Raw genomic sequence first — 22,401 nt, 5'->3', positions numbered from 1 at the left:
TCGCAGAGGAAAGAAGAAGATCGATGTCAGCAGACGAACGGTACGCGGCCACAACTGTGGACGTCGTCATCGTCGGAGCCGGATTCGCCGGCCTCAACGCGCTCTACAGAATGCGGCACCGGGGTTTCACGGCCGTTCTCCTGGAAGCGGGCGATAGTGTCGGCGGCACCTGGTACTGGAACAAATACCCCGGTGCCCGCGTCGATATCGAGTCGCTGGAGTACTCCTATGGATTCCGCGACGATATCCAACAGGACTGGCACTGGTCGGAGAAGTACGCCGGGCAGCCCGAGGTGGAGCGCTACCTCAATTGGGTCGCGGACCGCCTGGACCTGCGGCCCGATATCCGGTTCGGCAGGCGCGTCACCCGGATGATCTTCGCCGAAGCCTCCGCGACCTGGACCACCACCGCGACCGTCGACGGTGCGGAGGAAGTGTTCCGGTCATCACATGTCGTGCTGGCTACCGGATTCCTCTCCACCCCCAACTATCCCGACATCCCCGGCCTGGACAGGTTCCGCGGCGAACTCGTACACACCGGCGCCTGGCCCGATCCAGATCCGGTCGTCGCGGACAGGCGCGTGGGAGTGGTCGGGACCGCCGCGAGCGGTGTTCAGGTGATCCAATCGATCTGCCCCGACGTCGCGCACCTCGCGGTGTTCCAGCGCACCGCGAACTGGTGCTTCCCACTGCGGAACGCTCCGATGGATCCGGATTACGAGCAGTTCGTCAAGGAGAACTACGCCGAGATTCGCCAGCTGGAGCACGAGTCACGCGGCCCCGGCATGGTGCTGATGGACGGCCGGATCGTGCTACCCGAGGCGCGCAACGCCGTCGACGTCGGACCGGCCGAACGGCTCTCGGACTTCGAATGGCGCTGGCGCGCAGGCGGTGTCCACATGGGACGGAGCTTTCCGGACCTGATCCGCAGCGAATCGGCGAACGACGAGCTGCGGTCCTTCCTGGAGCGCAAGATCCGCGCGGTGGTACGCGATCGCGAGACCGCCGATAAACTCGTGCCGAACCATCCGCCGCTGTCCCGGCGGCCGCCCGGTGAATCCGGATACTATGAGGCGTTCAATCGCGACAACGTCGAACTCATCGATATCGGCACCGACCCCGTCGCGGAGATTCTGCCCGAAGGAGTCCGGCAGGCGAGCGGCGCGGTGCACGAACTCGACGTGCTCATCTTCGCCACCGGATTCGACGCCGCTACTGGTGCCGCACTGCGGATCGATATTCGCGGACGGGCCGGCAGGAGGCTGGCCGAGCACTGGTCGGACGGAGCACGGACCCTACTCGGACTGATGACCGCGGGATTTCCCAACCTGTACTTCGTGAACGGCCCGCAGTCTCCGGCGTTCCACTTCTCCCCTCCGCTGTTGTGCGACTTCCAGACCACCTATATCGCGGATCTGATCGACAGTCTGGCGAGCACGGGCCGGTCCGCGATCGAGCCCGCCGCGGAAGCCGAGCGGACCTGGGGCGATCACGCCAATTCGGTATACGAGGCGACGTTGATCTGGAAAACGGACAGTTGGTGGGTCGGGGCAAATATCCCGGGCAAACCACGTCAGGCACTCGCCTACGGAGGCGGATTCGCGCAGTACCGCAGCCGCGCGCGCACCGCCATGGACAGCCTGTGCGAGTTCGTCACCGCCTGACCGAAACCGACTTACCGAGAGGAGACGCCGTGACCAGGGTGAACCGGGAGGAACCGGCTGGTCCGGCCGGCCCCGTCTGGCCGGTCGGTGCCGGTACACAGTTCCCGTTGACCACCGCCGTGGTCGGGGGGCATACGTACAAGGTTTTCGATCGCGCGCCGCATACTCTGCTGGATGTGCTGCGCGAGTCACGCGGGCACGGTGACCGCCCGGCACTGCGCTTCGAGCGCGCGGAGTGGACCTTCACCGAGCAGTGGCACGCCGCGAGCGCGCTGGCCGGGACGCTGCGCGGCGATTTGGGGGTGCGTCCCGGGGATCGGATCGCCATCGCCATGCGCAACTATCCGGAATGGGCGCTCGCGTTCTGGGGCGCCCAGCTTGCAGGTGCGGTTGTGGTCGGTTTCAATGCCTGGTTCGGAACCGAGGAATTGCGCTTCCTCTACGAGGACAGCAGGCCCACAGTGGTATTCGCCGATCGAGAACGCGCCGAATCGCTGGCCACGATTGTGGACGGTACTACTGCACTGGTGGGTGTGCGTTGCGGCGATGACGTCCCCGAAACCGTTTCGATCGAGGATCTACTGGCCCGCGGCGGCGACCCCGAGCGCTTCGCCGCGGCCACCGTCGATCCGGATGCGCCCGCCACGATTCTCTACACCTCCGGTACGACCGGGCACCCCAAGGGGGTGATCTCCACCCATCGCAATCACGTCACGAACCTGCTGCATCTACAACTTCGTGGCGAGCGACCGGCAGGACCTTCCACCACCTTGAACGTCTATCCGATGTTTCATATCGCCGGGCTCAGCCTCGTCTACAGCGCCGCTTTCAGCGGATCGTGCTTGACGTTACTGTACAAGTGGAACGCGACGCAGGCCCACGAGCTGATCCGTCGGCACGGGATCACCTCCTTCTCCGGGCCGCCGTTGACCGTGCGCGAGATACTTGATCTGATCCATGCCGATCCCGCGCCGACGCCGTTGCGCTCCCTGGGATCGGGCGGCTCGCTGGCGCCGGTGAGTCAGGTAATGGAGATCAACGGCCTGCTCGGCGGCGGTGTACGCCCGGTGACCGGTTACGGACTGACCGAGACCACCTCGACGGTGACCACGATTTCCGGGCCGGAGTTCGTCCGACGGCCGACCAGCATCGGCAGGCCGCTACCGACCGTCGAGGTGCGAGTAACCGACTCCAACGGGCGGGACGTACCGGTCGGTACGGCGGGGGAACTACTCGTGCGTGGCGCCCAGGTCGCACGGTCCTATCTCGATCGGCCCGAGGAAACCCGAGCGGCGTTCAACGGTGGCTGGTTCCGCACCGGGGACCTGGTGCGCGCCGACGACGAGGGATTCCTTTATATCGTCGGCCGGTTGAAAGATGTGGTTGTTCGCGGTGGCGAGAACATCAGCAGCGGTGAGGTGGAATCGGTGCTCTCCATCCACCCGGCAGTGGCGGAATCGGCCGTGATAGGTGTGCCGCATCCCCGGCTCGGTGAAGAAGTGTGTGCTGTCGTACGGCTCAACAAGGGATATACGATCGGGCCGGACGAACTCCGGGCCTTTACAGCCGAGCGGCTCGCAGCCTTCAAAGTGCCCGCGACTATTGTGCTGACGACCGTGCCGTTGCCCCGAAACGCCAGCGGCAAGCTTGTGAAATCACAGGTGAAACAGCTCCTGACACCGTCCACGCCGTAGTCTGCTCGCCCTATCGGCGACGCCATTTCTGCCTTGAAATCTGCCGATCCGCGCTGGCCAACCCGCATTCCGGCATTTCTGTCAATACCTTGACGAAAGAGGCATCGGCCACCATACTGTGTTCCAGTTCACAGTTCCTTTGCTTCGGAGGTCCCGCCACCATGACCGCCGCTATGTCCGCCACCACGATGGATTCCTACAGCAGATCGCTGCTACCCACGGTGATCGGCGCCGTGAATTCCGTTGCCCGTACCGCCCACTCCAATCCGGAGATGAACGCGGTCCTCCGCTCGGTAGCGAGTGCGTTCGCGATGTCCACCGGAGTGAGCCGGTGTTCGATTTCCCTGCCCGACGACGACTCGGGCTATTTCCATATCGGTCTGTCGTTGGGCCGAACCGACTACACCGCCCGAGCCCGCGCCATGGTGGACGGCACGGACCCGCTCTCGAACGAGATCCTGACCCGCCGGGCGCCCGTCGTCGTCAACGACAGCCTCACCGACCCGCTGGTGCGGAAGTGGGAACCGGCCTCCCGGGCACTGGGCGTATTTTCGATGCTCGGCATCCCACTCACCTTCGACGACGATGTAGTCGGCCTGGCATTCCTCGATACCGAGCACGAGCAGGCGAAGTTCTCGGCCTGGCAGATCGAGGCCGCCAGCCAACTCGGCGCGTTGTGCGGGGCACCGCTGGCGATGACCATGACGCTGGGCAAACAAATGGAATCGCTGCAGCGGGCGCGCAGTGAGAACGCCACCCTGCGGCGTTTGATCCGACTCGACCGGCTGCTCGAAGATCTCGTCGCGGCAGGGATGTCACCTGCCACCTTCGCAGGCAACGCGGCGCGGTTGCTCGGTAGACCGGTCAGCGTGCACGACCGGAACTGGCGAAAAGTCGCGCACGGATACCCGGACGGTACCGAGCACTGCCGCCTGGTCGATTTCAGCGACAGACGGATCCAGGCGCATCCCCGGATCCGCAAGGATCTGGACCGCCTCCGGGACCAGAGAGAGACGCGCACGATCGCTGCGCTGCCCGCGCTCGACATCCACCATCGCTGCATCGTCGCCCCCATAGAGCTAGGTGCCGAACGCTGGGGGCATATCGTGGTCCACGAGATCGCGCGGCCGTTTCAACCGTTCGAGAACGATGTTGTCTATCGGGTCGGCGCGCGGTTCGGCGCCGCGGTAGCGGCGACCAACGACAAGGCGGCGACAGTCGCGGAATTGCGCGGGAGCGTGCTTCGCGCCCTACTCGCCGACAACACCGATACCGCCGCGCTCACCGACCGCGCCGACGTGGCCGGTCTCACCACCGGCGCCGAGCATCTGCTCATGCTGTTCAGCACGGCGTCTCCGGCGGGTCTGACCCCGGAGGATGTCCGGAATCTGACCGCGCTCGCAGGCAGTGCCCTCGGCGGCGGGAACATCCTCACTTCGGTACGTCATCGTGACGTCGTGGTCTTCGCCGACGCTCCGAAATCCGATCTCCGGGCGCTGCGGGACGAGCTGGCGCGCCTGCTCGCCGAGCGACACTGCCCCCTCGACATCTCGGCGGTCGTCTCGGAGCGATTCACCCACGTCACCGACACGCACGACCGGTACGCCGAGTGTCAGCAGGCAATGCGGTGCGCGCAGCGGTTTCGCCACCCGCAGCTACCCCGCGCGGTCCTGGTCGGCGATTTCGGCCCCGCCCTGCCCTTCGTCGCCTCGGTCGACGTGGACGAGGCGCGCGCTTACGCCCGGCGCAACCTGAAGGGGCTGGACGGCTCGGTCGGCGAGGACGACCTGTTCGTCACCGCCCGGGTATTCCTGGAGTCCACAAATGTCCGCCGCGCCGCCAAGACACTCGGCGTGCACGAGAACACCATCCGCTACCGGCTCGCCCGGATCGAGAAACTCACCGGGCTCGATCTGTTGAACAAAACCACGGACCAACTCAAGGCCGAACTGTCCATCGCCGCGCTACGACTCGTCGGCGATATGCCATGGGATCGCCCCGGCGAGTAGACCGTCGATCCGGCCGGGATGCCGTGCGACTCGGTTGTGGAGCCGCACAATCCAGCTCCGCCGCGATCCGGACGGGTGCTGCACAGCGCGCTAGCGTTTCGGCCCGGGAACCGTTTGCGCGTAATAGGGAGAGCACATGACGGCCGACGAGAAGATGGTGCGGCAGCTGCAGCGACTGCTCGACAAACAGGAGATCCTCGAGGTCGTCACCCGATTCGCGCGGGCCGCGGACCGGCTCGACCGTGATCTCTTCCTGAGTACCTATCACCCGGACGCCGAGGACGATCACGCGGTCTTCGTCGGCGGCCGCGAGGAATTCTACGAGTGGATGGAGTCGACTCTGCGCGAGCAGCGGCACAGCACCCACCATTTCATCGGCAATCACAGTGTCGAGATCGACGGCGCCGAAGCGCACGCGGAGACCTATTTCATCGCCAGCAGCATGACCAAGATCGGCAAGCCTTTCTCGATGGTCGGTGGCCGATATATCGACCACCTGGTCAAGGAGGACGAGACATGGACTATCCGGAGGCGGCTGGTGCTCACCGACTGGCAACTCCCGGTGTCGAACCCGCCGGAAGGTGCCGAGCAGCAGCCCGCCCCACTCGACCATTTTCCGGCCCGGGAGCGCGCACTGGCCGAGTCTCGTGAGTTGCCCAGTCGGGACCGGCTCGATCCGAGCTACCGGCGCCCCTTGACCATCTCCGCACAGCGCCTCGCTCGCTATCGCTCCACGACTGCGGACCGGCCGGTCGATCGGTAGGCAGCACCCGGTTGGAGAACGCGACAATCCGCGCCGAACATCCGCCCGCTCACCACGCGCCCGCTGACTAGATTCGGCCACCGAGGCCCGGCACGGACGCCGTGGCGATCCAGGAAACGAGTCACGCCGGGTTTCCGAGTACTTCCCGGCCGAAGATCGGCTAGGAGCGGATGTCGTGGACAATCATCCGGCAACATCGGCGACCGGGCTCGACCCGCAAGCGCGGGCGGTGATCGACGCCAGAGCCAGGATTCCCGCCGACGGCTTGCCCGGTATCCGGGCGAAGTATCTCCTCTGCGCCGAGCGATTCGGGCCGCGGATACCGGTGAGTACCGCCGTCACCGAGCTTGTTGTCGAATCCGCCGCCGCCAGTGTGCGCCACTACGTTCCGGCCGGAGGCCACACCGGCGGCCTGCTCGTCTGGGCACACGGCGGCGGCTGGATCGCGGGTTCGGCGGCCGGGTTCGACGGCACCGCGGCCGCGCTGGCGACGCACAGCCGGACCCCTGTGGTGTCCATCGACTACGCGTTGGCGCCGGAGAACCCGTTTCCCAGAGCGCTACAGCAGGTACGCGATGTGCTCGCGTGGACACGCGGCAGGGCGGGAGCACAAGTGCTGGGCCACGATCCAGGACGGGTCGTAGCCGGTGGTGACAGCGCGGGCGCGAACTTGATCACGGTCGCCGCCCGGGACTCCGCCGAACACGCCCTCGCCGGGCAGGTATTGGTCTATCCGGTGACCGACCGGCGAATGACACGGCCTTCCTATGGGGGCCCGTCGCCGATCCTGTCCAAGGACGCGCTCGAAACTTGCTGGCAGCTGTACCTCGGCCAATCGCCGGACGCCGACGGCCCCGAAATCTCTCCGATCGACGCGGACCTCGCCGGTCTCCCGTCCACCCTGATCGCTCTCGCGGGTTTCGACGTCCTGCACGACGACGGCGTGGCCTACGCGAACGCTCTCCGAACCGCCGGTGTCGAGGTAGAGACACATACCTATCCGCGGCTTCCACACGGCTTTCTCGACTGGGCAGGCACGGTCGCGCACAGCCGCGCGGCACAGGCACGAGTCGGTCGCTTCGTACGTGCCGCCGTTACTTCCGGTCGCCGCCGGGACCAGTCCGATTCCCGAACCACTCGAACGGAGCACACGCAGTGAACTTCAACTGGATCGAATACGAGACGATCGATGACAGCGCCATTGCGCTCATCACACTGAATCGGCCGCGTCAGCGCAATGCGCAAAACCGGGGGCTGCTGGTCGAACTGGACGAAGCCTTCGCCGCGGCGAGCGCCGACGACGCCGTCCGGGTCATCGTATTGCGTGGCGCGGGCACCTCGTTCTCCGCCGGCCACGACCTCGGATCGCGTGAACATCTCGCGGAGCGGGTGCCCGGCCCTGGCCAGCACCCCACCTACCTGCAGTTCGGCGGCACCAGGGCGGGCGTCGAGCGGATGTGGGGCCAGGAGCGGCACTTCTACCTGGAAAAGACCAAACAGTGGCGAGATATCCAGAAGATCACGATCGCTTCGGTGCAGGGTCCGGTGTACGCGGCCGGCCTCATGCTGATGTGGGCCTGTGACCTCATCGTTGCCGACACCACTGCGACCTTCGCCGATGTGGTGGGCACCCGGCTCGGTATGTGCGGTGTCGAATACTTCGCGCATCCTTGGGAATTCGGATTCCGCCGTGCCAAAGATCTCCTGCTGACCGGCGACTCCCTCACTGCGGAGGATGCCTATCGCATCGGTATGGTATCGCGGGTATTCGAGTCGGCGGCACTGGTGGATTCGACCATCGAATACGCCCGCCGGATCGCCGAATTGCCCTCCGTCGCGTCCACGTTGATCAAGAACCAGGTGAATGAGGCACAGGATGCCCAAGGGTTCGGGCAGGCCCTCTCCTCCGCGTTCGCGCTCCACCAGCTGAACCACGCGCACTGGCTGATGCTCAGCGGTGGCGACGCTACCGTTCAAACCCCGGATTTCGGCGGCCGGGACCGATCCACACAGCGCCCGGTGGTGCCGACCGTCAAGAGCCGGGCCCGCGCGGATGATCCACAGCCCGAGGTGTAGCACCCGATGCCGAATCCCGACGATGTGGACGAGATGACACCATGGATCTGAACTTTCCACCGGCAGCCGAGCATTTCCGCAAGGAGCTGCGCGCTTTCCTGGACCAGCACCTCCCGGCTGCATGGGCCGGAGTCGGCGCGCTCCCGCCGGACGAGCTGGCGAGTTTCACCGAGCAGTGGCGCGCGGTACTGACCGACAACGCGCTGCTCGCACCACACTGGCCCGAGAAATTCGGGGGTCGTGGGCTTTCCGTATTCGATCAGTCGGTCCTGATCGAGGAGTTCGTCCGCCGGGGGGTGCCACATCTGCCCGCCCCGAACGACCCGTTCGGTATCAATCTGCTCGGCCCTACTTTGCTGGCATGGGGCACACCTGACCAGCAGGACTACTTCCTCCCCCGCACGCTCAGCGGTGAGATCCGCTGGGCCCAGGGCTATTCGGAGCCCGAGGCGGGTTCGGATCTGTTCGCGCTGCGGACGAGAGCCGAGGCGACCGAGCACGGCTGGCGGGTCGACGGGCAGAAGATCTGGCAGACCGCGGGCGTCACCGCCAACTGGATTTTTGCACTGGTCCGCACCGACCCCGCCGAGCGGCGCGGACGCGGCATCTCGTTCCTGCTGATTCCGCTGGAGCAGGACGGCGTGCGGGTCCGCGGCATCACGAATATGGCAGGCCAGGTCGAGTTCTCCGAGGTCTTCCTCGATAACGCGCACACCGACCGCGATCGCCTGGTCGGCCCGGTGAACGGCGGCGCGAAGGTCGCCCTGACTCTGCTGGGGTTCGAGCGAGGCACCAGCGGTATCGCGGCCTCGCTGCGCAACAGGCTGGAACTGGATCGGGTCCGGGGCCTGGCGCAATCGATGGGCCGAGCAGCTGATCCGGTCATCCGAGAACGCCTCGCCCACTGCCTCGCCGACGTCCACGCGCAACGCAGCCTGGCACTGAAAGTCCTGGCCATGGCCGCGAACGGCGAAGACCCGGGTGCGCTCGCATCCGTGGTGAAGCTGGTCGCCTCCACCTACCGGCAGAGTGTCACCGAGCTGACCATCGAGCTGGCTGGGGACACGCTGAACAACCTACGCGGCGCCGAACCTCAGGAGATGTTGCAGCCGCAGTCTCTCGGCTTCGATTCCGATTCCACCGTGGCCTGGCTGAGCGATTTCCTCAACGCGCGGGCCATCTCCATCTACGGCGGATCCAGCGAGATGCAACGTAACACCATCGCGGAGCAGATCCTCGGCCTGCCACGGGACAAGCGCGACTGACCGGTTGGGGGTCGCAACGGAAGAGAGTGCAATGAGATTCGAATTCGACGATGAACAGCAGGCGCTGCGAGACGCGGTCCGTGGACTGTTCGAGCGGCATGCGCCGCTCGATCGCACTCGGGATGGGTTCGGCGAGCAAGCTCAGCGAAGCCTGTGGGCTCGGATGACCGAGCTGGAACTGCCCGGCCTGCACTTTCCCGACGCAGCCGGCGGCACTGACGCCACGCTGCTCGAACTGAGTGTGGTGCTCATGGAGGCGGGGAGAATTCTGCTGCCGGGCCCGCTGCTCGCGTCGGCCGGTCTGGCCGCCTGCCTACTCCGGGCCGGCGACCCGGAAAATGCCACGGGTCCGGCGGCGCGACTGGCCTCCGGCGCCGCGATCGGCGCCGCGGCCGTCCGCTCACCGCAGCTACGAATCACGGGAACCGGCGATCGATTACGGCTCACCGGCGGCACCGGCCCGGTGCTCAGCGGTGATATCTCCGACCTGCTGGTGCTGGTGCGCGACGACGACCGGGAACACCCACTGATCATCGTCGATCTCAGGGGTGCAGGGGTGCGCCGCCGCCTTACCCGTGGGGTCGATCCCTCCCGCGAATTCGCCGAATTCGCTTTCACCGATGCCGAGGCGGCCGCGGTGCCCGCAGATCCGGTAGCGGTGGATCGGGCGCTGGCCGCCGCGGCATTGTGCCTGGCGGCCGAACAGGTCGGTGCTGCCGAGGCAGTGCTGCGGATGACCGTGGACTACGCACTGGTCCGGCACCAGTTCGGGCGTCCGATCGGATCCTTTCAGGCGGTCAAACACCGGTGCGCGGATATGTTCGTGGACGTGGAACGCGCGCGGACCGCTGTACTGGTCGCCACCGCCGAGCACATCGGGGACCATGCTGATCCGGTGGACGCGTTGCTGGCCGCCCAAACGGCGTCCCGCTCGTTCGGCCGGGTCGCCCGGAGCGCGGTGCAGGTACACGGCGCCATCGGCTTCACCTGGGAGCACGACGTTCCGCGCTTTTTGAAACGAGCACTGTCCACCGCGGCGCTCGTCGCGGGTTTCGCACCGATTGAACGCGCAGCACGCAGCCTGGATCCGGCGAGCGAAGCGGCCGCATGAGGCATACCTACTCTCGCGCTCAGATCGAGGAACTCGCCCAGCGCTACCGCAACTGGGGCCGCTGGGGCGCCGATGACGAGGTCGGGACCGCGAATCTGGTCGATCCCGAACGGATAGCCAGGGCAGCACGGCTGGTGCGGACCGGCCGCCCTTACTCACTGGCGCTGCCGCTGGACCGGACCGGGCCGCAGACCGGACGCGGCCGAACCGGCCGGACCAACGCGCAGCATTACATGGCGCGCGACGGCGGCGATATCGCCGCCGACGCCGGGGACCTGCCACAGTTCGACGGCACCGACGATCTCGTACACCTGTATCTGCAGGCAGGCACCCAGTGGGACGCCCTGGCCCACGCCTTCTACGGCAAACAGATGTACAACGGGCGGACCACTGCGGACGTCACGAGCGCGGGTGCGCTACGCAACTCGATCACCGGTATCAAAGACCGTGCGATCGGCCGCGGCGTACTGCTCGACATAGCTCGGTTTCGCGGGGTCGACTGGCTGGAGCCCGGTGACGCGATCGATACCGCGGACCTGCGGCGGTGCGCCGAGTCGCAGGGATCCGACGTCGGCCCCGGCGATTTCGTGCTGGTACGCACCGGTCAGCTCGCGCAGGTCAGAACGCGCGGCGAATGGGGCGATTACGCCGGCGGCGACGCGCCGGGGCTGTCCGCGGACGCCGCGCACTTCCTTTGCGCCCGCGATGTCGTGGCGGTCGCGACCGACACCTGGGGGCTGGACGTCCGGCCCTACGAATCGACCGAGGTGTTCGCACCTCTGCACGTGATCCTGCTCGTCAACGCGGGAATTCACATCGGTGAGATGTGGGATCTGGAGGAACTGGCGCGCGATTGCGCGGCAGACGGCACCTACGATTTCTTCCTGTCCGCCGTCCCGCTCACGATCACCGGGGCAGTCGGTTCGCCGCTGAATCCGATCGCGGTGAAATGAGAATCGGGCCGGGCGGCGTGCGCTGCCCGGCCCGATCAGCGCCCGATCAGGCCGCAGGCGGATTGACCACCATCGTGCGATGGCGGATCAGCCAGCGCCCGTCCACCCGGACGAGCGCGTCCTCGTAGTATCCGATCGAATACGGCGCGACCGCGGTCCCGGTGTTCCGGAAGGCCACCAGCTCCGACCTCGACGCCGCGTGATCGGCGTCAGAGAAATCGATGATCGGTGTCGAGCAGAAGCGGACACAGCCCCCCACGCCCGGCACCGGGACCCGGGTCGCCGACGTCGCGTCGAAGTACGCCATGATCGCGGCGAGACCGACGCAGTGGATATCCACGCCCTCTGCTGTCCAGACCGCGTCCGTGGTCCAAATACTTTCGAATGCGGTGCGATCCACCCGATCCATGCCCCAGGCGTATCTGCTGAACAGATCCGCGATGCACAGGCGGTCCTCCGCGCTGCCGTATTTCATATAGCTCTCCGGTTCCATGCGCAGTCGAGTTGTCACGCGGCTGGTTCGACGGCGCCCGGCAGCCTTATGTCGTTCTTGTGCCGGGCCGGACGACGGTGGCGACGTTCCCGGGCCGAGATCCGCCTCGCGAGCCGGGTGAGCGCCCAGTAGACGACCATGGCGGTGGGGAAGGGCACGACCAGCCTTCCGGACGGTGTCTTGTAGTAACTGGGCGTTGTTTTCCATACCGTCTTGCCGAGTGCGCGCTGCAGCCACCGGTTGTACAGCGCGTGGAAACTCTCCCTGGTCTCGATCGCCGTCACGCCGGTGCGGCGCATCCGCTTGATATCGCGCACCGCGTAGTCCGCCTGGGTCTCCAGGTTGTAGACGATCGTCCCCATGTTGGTGTTGGGTCCGAACAGCATGTAGAAGTTCGGGAATTCCGGCACCGTGATACCGAGAAACGCGTCCGGTTCCCCGTTCCAGCGTTCGTGGATGGACCGGCCGTGCCTACCCCGGAGATCGATCTCCGCCAGATACTCTGCGGCCCGGAATCCGGTGGCCAGCACGATCACATCGAAGGGGTGCTCCTGTCCGTCCGCGTCGACCAAACCCCGCCGGGTGACCTCCTGCACCGCGCGGGGCAAAAAGGTGACGTTGTCCCGCAACAGGGTTTCGTAGAAACCGGTGGCCCGGACCGGGCGCTTTCCGAAGAACGGATGATTCGGCGTCACCGCCGCACGCAAATCGGGCCGGTCGCGGAAAGTCGTGGCAATGTACTCCTCGCCCTGTGCCTGCGCGACGGCATTCTGTTCGGTTCCGGGCTGCATCTGTTTTCCGCCCCAGAACCTGATCTGCTCGCGCAGGAAGCTGCGGTACCGCTCCATCCGGTAACGGCGCGGATCGCGTAATCGCGCCCGTTCGGCCGCGTCGAGATCGCGTTCGCCCTTCGGGGTCACCCAGCCCGGATCCCGCTGAAAAATTGTCAGCTGTTTCATACGGGGCGCCAGCGCGGTGGCGAGCTGGGCACCGGTCGAACCAGTCCCGACGATCGCGACACTCGCGTTCGTCAGATCGTGCCGGTGCTCCCAGCGTGCGGTATGGAAGAGCGGCCCCTCGAACGAGTCGAGTCCGGGCCAGTCCGGGTATCGAGGCACATTGAACAGCCCGATCGCGGAGATCACCACATCGAATTCCTCGACCGTGCCGTCCGCCAGCCGCACATCGTAGCCGTGTCGGTCGTCGTCCCAAATCAGTGACTGGACCTTGGTCCCGAATCGGATATGCGGGCCGATCCCGAAATCGTCCACCACGCTTTCGATGTACTCGAGGATATCGGGCTGCCTGCCATGGGTCCGCGGCCAGTCGAAGTAGCGGAACGAATACGAGTACCAGTGCGATGGGGTGTCGACCTCGGCGCCTGGATAGGTATTGTCACGCCACACCCCGCCGGGCCGGTCGGCCTTCTCGAACACCGTGAACGAGCCTATTCCCGCCGTGACGAGCTTTACCGCGGCGGCGACTCCTCCGAATCCCGCACCGATTATCGCCACCCGGGGCCCGCGTACATCCGGGCTCCCTCGGCCATGAGTCAGCATTTCCTGCCCCTTCATCTCGGATCGGCGGCAACGCTAGTCACTGGGTGGCTGTCCTCGGATCGAGTAACGCGCCACCGTTGTGCCCCGCTCCAAAGCGGCGGTTTCACACGTCCCCGGCTTCACGAAGCGCGCTCAATCGGGCGTCGTCCACGCCGAGCGCGCGGTAGACCTCCGTGTTGTGTGCACCCAGTTCCCACGGACCGGTCCACCGCACTCGTCCCGGGGTCCGATCCAGCCGCGGTACGACACCCGGTGAGCGGAAATCGCCGATCGCCGGGTCGTGATGGACTACCAGCGAGTTCCGGGCCAGGAAGTGCGGATCGGCCGCGATATCCGCGACGGTGTAGACCGGGCCGGCGGCGACTTCGGCGGCGGCGAGGATCGTATCCAGTTCCTCCGCGTCGTGCCGGGCGGCCCAGTCGGCGACGTGCGCTTCCAGTTCGGCCTGGTTCTGCGCACGCCCGATGTGATTGTCGTAGCGGGGGTCGTCGGCGAGTTCCGGCTCGCCCATCGCCGCACACAGCCTGCGGAAGATCTGATCCTGGTTCGCGGCGATCGCCACCCATTTCCCGTCCCGCGAGCGGAAGAGGTTTGACGGCGACACCCCCGGAAGCCCGGTCCCCGACGGCTCGCGGATCTGGCCGAGCACATCGTACTCGGCGAACGAACTCTCGAGCAGAGCCATACACGACTCCGCCAGCGAGACGTCGATCACCTGACCGCGGCCGCTGCGCACCCGCTCGTGCAGTGCTGCCAGCACCCCGTGCGCGGCGAACATTCCGGCGAGCGAATCACCCAGCGAGATCCCGCTGCGCGGCGGCGGCAGGTCCGGGTGGCCGTTGATATAGCGCAGGCCGCCCATCGCCTCCCCCACCGCGGCGTACCCGGCGCGGTGCGCGTACGGCCCGGTCTGCCCGAATCCGGAGATCCGTGCCAAGATCAGGCCCGCGTTGTCCCGGGACAGCTGGTCGTAACCGAGTCCCCACTTCTCCAGCGTGCCCGGCCGGAAGTTCTCCACCACCACGTCCGCGCTGTCGCTGAGCCGCAGGAACAGCTCCCGGCCGCCGTCGGTACGCAGGTTCGCGGTCACCAGCTTCTTGTTGCGGACCGTCACCGGCCACCACAACGCCCGGCCTTCGGCACTGGTGCCCCGGCCCCAGTGCCGCATCGGATCAGGTCGGTCCGGTGCCTCGACCTTGATCACCTCGGCGCCGAGATCGGCCATGATCCGGGTCGCGGTCGAAGCCGCCAGAATCGTCCCGAGCTCGATGACCCGCAGCCCTTCGAGCGGTCCCGCGCCGGCCGCGGCATGGGGATCGCTGGTTTCCGTCATAGGTACTCCTCGATTCGACGATCCGGTGATCACCGCGCCGGGCTCAGCTCCGCGGACACGGCGAACTCGACGAAGAAGTCGAGTGACCGCGGATTGGCCAGCGCGTCCGGGCTCACCACCGAAGACGGCTCGTCGCCCATCAGAATGCGCTTGACCGGCACCTCCAGCGGCTTACCCGACAGGGTCCGCGGCACTTCGGGAGCCGCGACGATCCGGTCCGGCACGTGCCGGGGTGAGCATTCCTGCCGGATCCGGCCACGGATGGTCCGGATCAGTTCCTCGTTCAGGACCACTTCGGCGCGCGGGACAACGAACAGCACGATCCAGCCGTGCGTCCCGGGCCGGGGTACATCGACCACGAGCGCGTCGGCCACTTCGTCCAGGTTCGTCAGCACCCGGTAGATCTCGCTGGTGCCGATCCGGACACCACCGCGGTTGATGGTCGAATCGGAGCGGCCGTGGATCACTGCCCCGCCGTGCTCGGTCATCTCGATCCAGTCGCCGTGCCGCCAGATACCCGGGTACATATCGAAATAGGATGCGCGCAGCCGCTCGCCGGATTCGTCGCCCCACAGGCGGACCGGCATGGACGGCATCGGCTCGGTGACCACAAGCTCACCGACCGCCCCGCGCAGCGGCTGCCCCTGCGGGTCCCATGCGGCGACCGCGACGCCGAGCGCAGGTGCCTGGAGCTCGCCGCGACGCACCGGCAGGATCGGGACGCCCGCCAGGAACGACGAGCACACATCGGTCCCGCCACTGGTAGAGAAGAGCCAGATATCCCTCCCGACACACTCGTACACCCAGTCGAACACCTCGGGCGCGAGCGGGGAGCCGGTGGAGCCGATAGCGCGCAGCGCCCCGAGATCGAACTGCTCGGCCGGAGCTATACCGGATTTGGCGCAGGCTCCGAGAAAGCCGGCGCTGGTCCCGAAACAGGTGATTTCGGCCTGCTCGGCCAGATGCCACAACACTTCCGGTCCGGGATAGGCGGGATTGCCGTCGAACAGAACGATCGAGGCCGGGGTGAGCAGACACCCCACCAGGAAGTTCCACATCGTCCAGCCGGTGGTGGTGAACCAGAAGATCCGGTCACCCTCCCGAGCGTCCATATGCAGCGACATCATCTTCAGGTGCTCCAGCAGGATGCCTCCCTGGCTGTGCACGATCGCTTTGGGCAGGCCCGTGGTGCCGCTGGTGTAGAGCACCCAGAGCGGATGCTCGAACGGCACATCGGTGAACTCGAGCTGCCCCGGTTCCCCCGCGCCGGACAATTCCGACCACGGCCGGGTCCTGGGCACCGGATCCTCGTTGAGGTACGACAGGCCGAAGACCACCTCGACGGTCGGCAGGCCGTCGATCAGCTCCCGCACCATCGGCCGCCGATCGAAATCCTTACCTCCGTATCGGTATCCGTCGACGCAGAGCAGCACCTTGGGCTCGATCTGGGTGAAACGGTCGAGCACAGCTCTGATACCGAATTCCGGTGCGGCACTGGACCATATCGCGCCGATCGACGCACATGCCAGGAATGCGGCGACCGTCTCCGGCAGATTGGGCAGGTACGCGGCGACGACATCACCCGGTCCGACTCCGGCCGCACGCAGAGTCCGGGCGATTCCGGCGGTCTCGCGCTCGAGCTCACCCCAGGTCGTGGCGGCCAGACCGCGGACTTCCGAGGCGTGCTGGAGCGCGAGCTGGTCGGCTTTGCGGCCGCGGAACACGTGCCGCGCATAGTTCAGGGACGCGCCAGGGAACCATTCCGTACCAGGCATCGTCCTGGTCCCAAGGACGCGCCTGTAGGTCGTGGCCCCCTCGACACCGAAATAGTCCCAGATGCTTTCCCAGAATTCCGCGCTGTTGCGCACCGACCATTCCCAAAGGTCCTGATATCCGTCGAAGTGTCGACCCGTCCGCGCGGCAGCCCAATTCAGGTATCGCGTCATCGCGGCCTGTTCCACGAGATCGGCGTCGGGCACCCACACCGGCCCGGCACCCTCACTGCTGGTTCCCATGAACCCCACGGTGAACAATGACGCTGGAGCTGTCCATCCGCGCGGTCCCGGCACCTGTCCCGATCTACAAATGATCGCGCTCGGGTGTGCGCGCCGCCGAGCCCGATAACCGAGGCAGCTGACCCACCGTTCCACGACCGCTTCCGTGCGAGTCCGGCCGTGCCGCCGCGTGACCCCAGCGCACCAGGGTCACGGCTCGCAACCACGCGAACAGCGCCTTGTCGGTCTCTCCAAGAACCCGGCCGCCTCAGCGGCAGCCGGAACAGGACGCTTCCGGTTGTCCGGGCAGTGGCCGCACGGATGCTTCTGCTGCGACGACGACGCGGGCGGCGACCACGACGAGAGCACGGGAATCACAGGGCGCGGCGCCGCCGAGCCGCCGACCCATCGATCGATTCTTGGAGAAGTCCCCAGCACCGGGCAAGGTGCCGGTCGCCCCGATACCACCACACCTCACATCGTGTCGGGCATCACATCGCGGCACACCATCAGGAGACACGATGACGCTGACGCTCGACTCGATTCCGGAAATCGATCTGACGGCCGACGACTTCCAGGGAGGTGTGCGCGCCGCCGAGGCCGTCTACGCCGGCTACCGGGACGGCGTCGGCTACGTACGAAGCCAGCGTGGGCTGGAACCGCTGTCCTACGCCGAATCCGCCCGGGTGATGCGCGACCCGCGGTTCAACGCCTCGGTGGCATCCCGGCTGGGCGGTGTCGGCATCACCAGCGGTGTTGTCTACGAGACCTTCGTCAATGCCCTCCAGAACCGAGAGGGGCCGGCACATACCGTTGCCAGGAAAGCCGCCAATCCGTGGTTCAACGCGACGAACGCGAACAACCTCCGGTCCTATGTTCGCCGCTGGGTGGCGGAGTGGCTCGATGAACAGCGCGACGTCGAGGTGGTGGATTTCCACAACACCGTCGGCCGCCGGCTCCCGTCCACATTGTTCTGCCAGATGGCAGGGGTGTCGCTGGACCACTGGACCGAAATAGCCCAGTGGTCCGAGGACATCCTGCTGATGGCGCAGGCAGCGAACGTGCAGTACCGCGAGATCGTCGAGAGGTCGGCCGGCGAGGCAAAGCAACTCATCGACCGGCAACTGGCCTCGTGCCGGGTCTACCCGGGTGACGACCTCTTCTCCTTCCTGGTTCAGGCCCAGGACCGCGGCGAGGTGACCGGTGATGACGTAATGGCTGTGGTGTGGCTCGCGCTTTTCGGCAGCACCGACACGACCAACGCTCAGCTCAACCTGCACCTGCTGACCCTGGCCAAGCATCCCGAGGCGTGGCGGCACATGAAGCAGGACCCGAGCCTGATCCCCAATGCTGTGCTCGAACTCTCCCGGTTCAACCCGAATGTTTGGGCGGTCATGAGGTCCCCGAAGGAGCCGCTCGACTACCACGGCATCCCACTGGAACCGACGGACATCCTGTGGCCGAATGTCTTCGCCGCGAACCGTGATCCCGCGGTGTTCGCCGACCCGGGGCGCCTCGATATCACCCGGCACAACAGCGGCCAGTTGCTCAATTTCGCGACCGGCACCCACAGCTGCCTGGGCCGGATGATCACTCTCATGGAGCAGGAAGAAGTGTTGCGCGCGCTGATCGACCGATGGGACGGCTGCGAGATCGTCAACGCGAGGTTCGGTGGGTCGATGTACGCGGCCCGCGCCGAGGAGCTCACCGTCCGGTTCGTCACCGAGCGCGGATAACCGGCCGATCTCCAGTCCGAGCACGATCACAACCCACGGAACCAAGGTTTCCCGATGCAGTCGGTCTATCTGAGCGAGCCGGACTCCGGCAATCCGATCAGCGCCCTCCGGTACGGCGACTGCCCGCTGGCCGACCCGCCGGACGGGTGGACGACGGTGCGCGTCCAGGCGGCGGCGGCGAACCGGCACGATCTGTTCGCCCTGAGCGGGGTAGGGCCCGCGATCGGCCACCTCCCGATAATTCTCGGCAGCGACGCCGCCGGCGTGGACGAAGACGGCCGTGCGGTCCTCGTCTACCCGGTGGTCGAGGACGAGAACGGCACGTCGTTGTTGTCCGAGCGGCATCAGGGCACCTTCGCCGAGTACGTCAACGTCCCCCGCGACAATCTGATTCCGATTCCCAGCGGGATCTCGACCGCGGAAGCGGCGTGCCTGCCGACCGCGTGGCTGACGGCGTATTCGATGCTGTTCACCAGAGCCGGGGTCGGGGCGAGCGATACCGTCCTCGTCCAAGGCGCCGGCGGCGGGCTGTCCACCGCCCTGATCATGCTGGCCGCCGCTGCCGGCGCCAGAGTGTGGGTCACCGGGACATCCGCGGACAAAAAGGCATTCGCCACTGTCCTCGGCGCGGACGCGGTATTCGACCCCGGCGCCCGGCTTCCGGAGCAGGTCGGCTACGTGATGGACTCGGTCGGCGCGGCAACCTGGAACCATTCCATCAACTGCTTACAGCCCGGCGGCACCATGGTCGTCTCTGGAGCTACCAGCGGATTCGAGGCGATGGTCGACATTCTGTGGGTCTTCGCGAAGCAGATCTCGATCCTCGGCTCGTCCCTGGGCTCCCGGGTCGAACTCACCGATCTGATCGGCTTTTGCCTTCGCCATGGAATTTGCCCACCCATCCATGAATCCTTCCCGCTGAGCGAGGCCGGCGTGGCGTTCCAGACCATGCAGAACGGCACCGCGACAGGGAAATTGCTACTCGTGCCCGGCCGATGAGGCCCGCCGAGCCCCAGCTGGCCCGTCATCTTTCGAAAGCGAGCACAACGTGACAACCATCGATGTCAACGGCGACACTCTCTATTTCCGTGATCACCCACCAGGCACCGAGGCCGTGTCCGCACTCCCCCTGGTGTGGCTGCACGGATTCTCCTTCAACGCCGAACTGTACGAAGCCGCCATCGCTCTGCTGCCCGGCCACCGGCATATCGCCATCGATATGCGCGGGCACGGCAGGTCCGCGCAGGCCGATACCGATATGACCTTCGAACGCATAGTCAGCGACGTGCATGCCATCGTCTCCGGACTCGGCATCGATCGATTCGTCATGGTGGGTCACTCTCTCGGCAACGCGGTCGGACTGCGGGTCGCCGCCACCTATCCGGACATGGTGGCCGCGGGTGTCGCGATCGCCGGCGTACCTGCCATCGGAATGCCTATGGCGGCGCGAGCGGGGCTGGCCGCCATCCAGGACACCGCCGGCGAGGTCGACGCGTTCCTGACCACCTTCACCGCATTGTTCCGGCACCCCGGGCACGACGAGCTGATCCGTTCCGCGGCGCGGTCGGCAGCCGGGATGACCGCCGCAGGCCTCGCTCTCGCGGCCTCCGAACCGATGCGTGACAACTCCGATGTCCTCGTCGCGGCCGTGACCCAGCCCTGGCTGTTTCTCGTTCCGGGAGCAGACGATGCTGTCCCCAGCTCCCTGCAACGCGCCGGTGCGGAACTGTTCGCCCACGGCACGATCATCGATATTCCCGACGAAGGTCATGCGCTTGCGCAGGAGCGGCCCGAAGTCGTAGCCCAGCACATCGGCACCTTCCTCGCTGATCTGGTCACCGCCCCCACCGCCTGATCTCGAAAGGAGGCAACCAGTGATTTTCGAACTGCCGGTATCCGGCACTCCTGTCGAGGTCGATTTCGATCCCGAGAAGGTGCGGCTGAAATTCGCGGAAGAGCGTGCGAAACGCCTGCGCGCAGATTCGGTGCACCAGTTCGACGGACTCACCGACACCGCCACTATCGATTCGACCGACCCGTGGTCGGTCCCGTTCGAACGGAGCCCGGTCGCCGAAACCGTCGAGGTGGCTGTTCTCGGCGGCGGCTTCGGCGGACTACTGGCGGGCGCGCACCTGCGTAAGAACGGCATCGATGACTTCCGAATCATCGAGGAGGGTGGCGATTTCGGCGGAACCTGGTATTGGAACCGCTACCCCGGGCTGGAATGCGATGTCGAGTCCTATATGTACCTGCCCTTACTCGAGGACACCGGGTACATACCGACCAAGCGATTCGTCAGTGGCACCGAGGTACTCGAACACGCGCAGCGGATCGGCCGCCACTTCGACCTCTACCGGACCGCGCTGTTCCAGACGACCGTCACCGAGGCGCGGTGGCTCGACGAGAAGAGCCGGTGGCGTATCAGTACCCACCGTGGCGACACCATCGAGGCCCGATTCCTGTTGCGCGCCAATGGCCCGCTCAACAAACCGCAGATCCCCCGGGTACCGGGTATCGGCACATTCCGCGGCAAGATCATGCACACCACTCGGTGGGACTACGGCTACACCGGCGGCGGCCCCGACGGTGGGCTGGACCGGCTCGGGGACAAAATCGTGGCGATCGTCGGCACCGGCGCCACTGGCGTGCAGGCCGTGCCGCACCTTGCGGCGTCGGCAAAAAAGCTGTACGTGGTGCAGCGGACACCGACCAATGTCGCGGCCCGGCGCAACCGCCCCACCGACCCGGAATGGGCGGCTCCGCTCGAAGCCGGCTGGCAGGACGCCCGCATCGACAATTTCGTGAGGATCACGAACGGATTTCCACAGGACGTCGATCTCGTCGACGACGCCTGGACATCGATCACGACAACAGCGGCCGGACAGCACCTCGTCGATATACCCGTGACATCCCTGCCCCCGGCGGACCGGGCGGCCCTCGCCGAGATCTCCGATATGCAGCGGGTGCTGCGAACGCACAAGCTGATAGATGCCCTGGTCGAGGATCCGGACACCGCGGCGGCGCTCAAGCCGTGGTACGGGGTGATGTGCAAGCGGCCGTGTTTCAACGACCACTACTACCGCGCCTTCAATTCGGACTCGGTCGAACTGGTGCATTCACCCGCAGGGCTCGAACGGGTCACCGAGTCCGGTTTCGTGGTGGACGGGGTCCACCACGAGGTCGACTGCCTCATCTTCGCGACCGGGTTCGAAACCGGCAGCTCGACCGCGAGCCGGTACGGATACGACATCGTCGGTCGCGCGGGGATATCCATGCGCGAACACTTCGCGGAAGGTCACCGAACTCTGCACGGATTCTTCGCCCGCGAATTCCCGAACTACGTCGAGATCGGCTTGAGTCAGAATGCATTCGCGATCAGCTTCGTGTACATGCTCGATCGCAAGGCACGCCACGCCGCACGTCTCATCGCCTATGCAAACGAACACGGCATCGTCAGTCTCGAGCCCACGCTTGCGGCGCAGGACGCATGGGTCGCCACGACCAGGCAAGCGCTGCAGTCCCGGCTCCCCTACTTCACCACCTGCACCCCGGGGTTCTACAACGGGCAGGGCGAGCTCGCGCGAAGCTTTTTTGCCGATATCTACAACGGAACCGAAGTCGAGTACTGGGACATGATCGAAAACTGGTGGCGCCAGGGAACCTTCGAAGGACTCGAGTTGCGTTCCGGCCGAGCTGGGGACCAACGGTGACCAAGACCCCCGCGATTCCCACCGACGATTTCGCCGGGAGA

17 protein-coding genes are annotated in these 22,401 nt (G+C 66.2%); 13 read left to right on the top strand and 4 right to left on the bottom strand.

The features are described from left to right. The first annotated feature begins 23 nt into the window (after positions 1–23). The 9 genes from ACT86A_RS25730 to ACT86A_RS25690 all read left to right on the top strand — a co-directional run bounded on the left by ACT86A_RS25730 (position 24) and on the right by ACT86A_RS25690 (position 11,535). Positions 24–1,664 (top strand): flavin-containing monooxygenase, encoded by a 1,641-nt coding sequence (locus tag ACT86A_RS25730; protein ID WP_445094799.1) that lies wholly within the window; start codon positions 24–26, stop codon positions 1,662–1,664. Between the two features lie 29 nt (positions 1,665–1,693). After that, positions 1,694–3,358 carry a class I adenylate-forming enzyme family protein gene (locus ACT86A_RS25725; protein WP_445094798.1) on the top strand — a complete coding sequence of 555 codons (1,665 nt, stop codon included), beginning with the start codon at positions 1,694–1,696 and terminating at the stop codon, positions 3,356–3,358. 173 nt (positions 3,359–3,531) lie between these two features. After that, positions 3,532–5,367, top strand: coding sequence for a GAF domain-containing protein (locus ACT86A_RS25720; protein WP_445094797.1), 1,836 nt, complete (start codon positions 3,532–3,534; stop codon positions 5,365–5,367). A gap of 136 nt (positions 5,368–5,503) precedes the next feature. Further along, positions 5,504–6,130: a nuclear transport factor 2 family protein gene (locus ACT86A_RS25715; protein WP_445094796.1), complete on the top strand. Its 627-nt coding sequence runs from the start codon at positions 5,504–5,506 to the stop codon at positions 6,128–6,130. Between the two features lie 175 nt (positions 6,131–6,305). Next, positions 6,306–7,289, top strand: a complete 984-nt coding sequence (locus ACT86A_RS25710; protein ID WP_445094795.1) for an alpha/beta hydrolase — start codon at positions 6,306–6,308, stop codon at positions 7,287–7,289. Then, positions 7,286–8,206, top strand: coding sequence for an enoyl-CoA hydratase (locus tag ACT86A_RS25705; protein WP_445094794.1), 921 nt, complete (start codon positions 7,286–7,288; stop codon positions 8,204–8,206). Before ACT86A_RS25710 ends, ACT86A_RS25705 begins: the two co-directional genes overlap by 4 nt. A gap of 41 nt (positions 8,207–8,247) precedes the next feature. Then, positions 8,248–9,471: an acyl-CoA dehydrogenase family protein gene (locus ACT86A_RS25700; protein ID WP_445094793.1), complete on the top strand. Its 1,224-nt coding sequence runs from the start codon at positions 8,248–8,250 to the stop codon at positions 9,469–9,471. A gap of 31 nt (positions 9,472–9,502) precedes the next feature. Further along, positions 9,503–10,582 carry an acyl-CoA dehydrogenase family protein gene (locus ACT86A_RS25695; RefSeq protein ID WP_445094792.1) on the top strand — a complete coding sequence of 360 codons (1,080 nt, stop codon included), beginning with the start codon at positions 9,503–9,505 and terminating at the stop codon, positions 10,580–10,582. Further along, entirely contained in the window at positions 10,579–11,535 is a 957-nt protein-coding gene (locus ACT86A_RS25690; protein ID WP_445094791.1) for a cyclase family protein, read from the top strand. Before ACT86A_RS25695 ends, ACT86A_RS25690 begins: the two co-directional genes overlap by 4 nt. A 46-nt stretch (positions 11,536–11,581) precedes the next feature. Here the strand turns inward: ACT86A_RS25690 and ACT86A_RS25685 are convergent, their stop codons facing one another. The 4 genes from ACT86A_RS25685 to ACT86A_RS25670 all read right to left on the bottom strand — a co-directional run bounded on the left by ACT86A_RS25685 (position 11,582) and on the right by ACT86A_RS25670 (position 16,935). Next, positions 11,582–12,046 carry a nuclear transport factor 2 family protein gene (locus ACT86A_RS25685; protein WP_445094790.1) on the bottom strand — a complete coding sequence of 155 codons (465 nt, stop codon included), beginning with the start codon at positions 12,044–12,046 and terminating at the stop codon, positions 11,582–11,584. Then, entirely contained in the window at positions 12,043–13,542 is a 1,500-nt protein-coding gene (locus ACT86A_RS25680; RefSeq protein ID WP_445094789.1) for a flavin-containing monooxygenase, read from the bottom strand. Before ACT86A_RS25680 ends, ACT86A_RS25685 begins: the two co-directional genes overlap by 4 nt. A gap of 148 nt (positions 13,543–13,690) precedes the next feature. Then, complete coding sequence (locus ACT86A_RS25675; protein ID WP_445094788.1) at positions 13,691–14,920, bottom strand: CaiB/BaiF CoA transferase family protein; 1,230 nt, start codon at positions 14,918–14,920, stop codon at positions 13,691–13,693. 29 nt (positions 14,921–14,949) lie between these two features. Further along, entirely contained in the window at positions 14,950–16,935 is a 1,986-nt protein-coding gene (locus tag ACT86A_RS25670) for an acetoacetate--CoA ligase (protein WP_445094787.1), read from the bottom strand. 500 nt (positions 16,936–17,435) lie between these two features. Here ACT86A_RS25670 and ACT86A_RS25665 point away from each other — a divergent pair, with 500 nt between their 5' ends. The 4 genes from ACT86A_RS25665 to ACT86A_RS25650 are packed head-to-tail and all read left to right on the top strand — an operon-like array spanning position 17,436 to position 22,360. Next, positions 17,436–18,650 (top strand): cytochrome P450, encoded by a 1,215-nt coding sequence (locus ACT86A_RS25665; RefSeq protein WP_445094786.1) that lies wholly within the window; start codon positions 17,436–17,438, stop codon positions 18,648–18,650. Between the two features lie 54 nt (positions 18,651–18,704). After that, positions 18,705–19,649, top strand: a complete 945-nt coding sequence (locus tag ACT86A_RS25660) for a zinc-binding dehydrogenase (RefSeq protein WP_445094785.1) — start codon at positions 18,705–18,707, stop codon at positions 19,647–19,649. A 49-nt stretch (positions 19,650–19,698) separates the two neighbouring features. Next, entirely contained in the window at positions 19,699–20,505 is an 807-nt protein-coding gene (locus ACT86A_RS25655) for an alpha/beta fold hydrolase (RefSeq protein ID WP_445094784.1), read from the top strand. A 19-nt stretch (positions 20,506–20,524) separates the two neighbouring features. Further along, positions 20,525–22,360 (top strand): flavin-containing monooxygenase, encoded by a 1,836-nt coding sequence (locus tag ACT86A_RS25650; protein ID WP_445094783.1) that lies wholly within the window; start codon positions 20,525–20,527, stop codon positions 22,358–22,360. The last annotated feature ends 41 nt before the right edge of the window (positions 22,361–22,401 follow it).

The organism is Nocardia glycosmidis (genome assembly GCF_052545115.1).
This window is presented reverse-complemented; position numbering and strand designations above follow the sequence as displayed.

Coding starts and splice junctions, on each gene's coding strand:
- ACT86A_RS25720 (WP_445094797.1), top strand. CDS start 3,532: ATGTCCGCCACCACGATGGATTCCTACAGCAGATCGCTGCTACCCACG.
- ACT86A_RS25660 (WP_445094785.1), top strand. CDS start 18,705: ATGCAGTCGGTCTATCTGAGCGAGCCGGACTCCGGCAATCCGATCAGC.
- ACT86A_RS25690 (WP_445094791.1), top strand. CDS start 10,579: ATGAGGCATACCTACTCTCGCGCTCAGATCGAGGAACTCGCCCAGCGC.
- ACT86A_RS25700 (WP_445094793.1), top strand. CDS start 8,248: ATGGATCTGAACTTTCCACCGGCAGCCGAGCATTTCCGCAAGGAGCTG.
- ACT86A_RS25665 (WP_445094786.1), top strand. CDS start 17,436: ATGACGCTGACGCTCGACTCGATTCCGGAAATCGATCTGACGGCCGAC.
- ACT86A_RS25730 (WP_445094799.1), top strand. CDS start 24: ATGTCAGCAGACGAACGGTACGCGGCCACAACTGTGGACGTCGTCATC.
- ACT86A_RS25670 (WP_445094787.1), bottom strand. CDS start 16,935: ATGGGAACCAGCAGTGAGGGTGCCGGGCCGGTGTGGGTGCCCGACGCC.
- ACT86A_RS25715 (WP_445094796.1), top strand. CDS start 5,504: ATGACGGCCGACGAGAAGATGGTGCGGCAGCTGCAGCGACTGCTCGAC.
- ACT86A_RS25675 (WP_445094788.1), bottom strand. CDS start 14,920: ATGACGGAAACCAGCGATCCCCATGCCGCGGCCGGCGCGGGACCGCTC.
- ACT86A_RS25695 (WP_445094792.1), top strand. CDS start 9,503: ATGAGATTCGAATTCGACGATGAACAGCAGGCGCTGCGAGACGCGGTC.